A 1,023-nucleotide genomic window follows, 5' to 3' on the forward strand; every position below is an offset into this window, starting at 1 on the left:
ACCCTCATCGCTGTCTTCATGGCGTCGACGGCGCGCGCCGTCGACGCCATGAAGACAGCGATGAGGGTGGCAAGCAGCGGAGCCAGGGCGCGGTTCATAGAACAGCCGTGCGCGCGTCGAAGAGTTCACGCAACACCGGCAGCAGCGCCAGCGGCAGATCCTCGGCGATCAGGCCGGGTCCGAACCGGCTGCCGGTTTCGGCGTGTAGCCACACCGCCGCGCAGGTGCCCTCGAAGGGCGGCATGCCTTGTGCGAGCAGACCGGCGATGATGCCCGACAGCACGTCGCCTGACCCGGCCGTGGCCAGCCACGGAGCGCCGTTGGAGTTGATGGCTGCCTTGCCAACAGGCGCGGCTATCACCGTGTCGGCGCCCTTGTAGACGATCGTTGCGTTGGCCCGCGCGGCAGCCGCTCGCGCCTTGTCCAATTTCGACATGGTTTTGTCCCCGGCGATATCTGGGAACAAGCGGCCGAATTCACCCTCATGCGGCGTGATCACCAACACTGGAGCGTTTGGCTGACGAGCGGCTTCGAACAGCGCCTGCGGCTGATGGGCCAGAGAGGTAATGGCATCGGCATCAAGCACGATCGCTCCTCCATGGTTTGCAGTTTGCGATGCGCGTGCCCCCTCCGCCAAGGTCTTGATCAGTTGCAGGGCGAAATCGCCGACCTTGGGCTTTGGCCCGAGCCCCGGCCCAAACACCAGCGCCTCGGGATGGCGCGCCGTCAGAAATTCCTGCACCTCCTCGAATGACCCCGCCTCTCGCAGCATGATCGAGGTGAGGTGTGTCGCGTTCACCTGCATGGCATTGCCAGGCGACAGCACGGTGACCGCCCCTGCCCCGCTTCTGGCGGCGGCCATCGCCGACAGCCGCGCCGCGCCGGTAGCACTGGGACCGCCGGAAAAGACGCCGACATGGCCGCGCTTGTATTTATGCGCGTCCACCGCCGGCACCGGAAATTCCCGCAACCACAGATCCGGCACATTTTCGAAGGTCGAGACGGCGAGCTGGGCGATGATGC

General features: G+C 65.7%; 1 protein-coding gene. It reads right to left on the bottom strand.

Translation table 11 applies throughout. The features are described 5' to 3' along the window. Positions 1 to 94 precede the first annotated feature (94 nt). The coding region (locus EN893_RS35455; RefSeq protein WP_128362237.1) for an NAD(P)H-hydrate dehydratase at positions 95 to 1,023 on the bottom strand (929 nt) is incomplete at its 5' end.

Source organism: Mesorhizobium sp. M7A.F.Ca.CA.004.04.2.1, assembly GCF_004022825.1.
Lineage (GTDB): Bacteria > Pseudomonadota > Alphaproteobacteria > Rhizobiales > Rhizobiaceae > Mesorhizobium.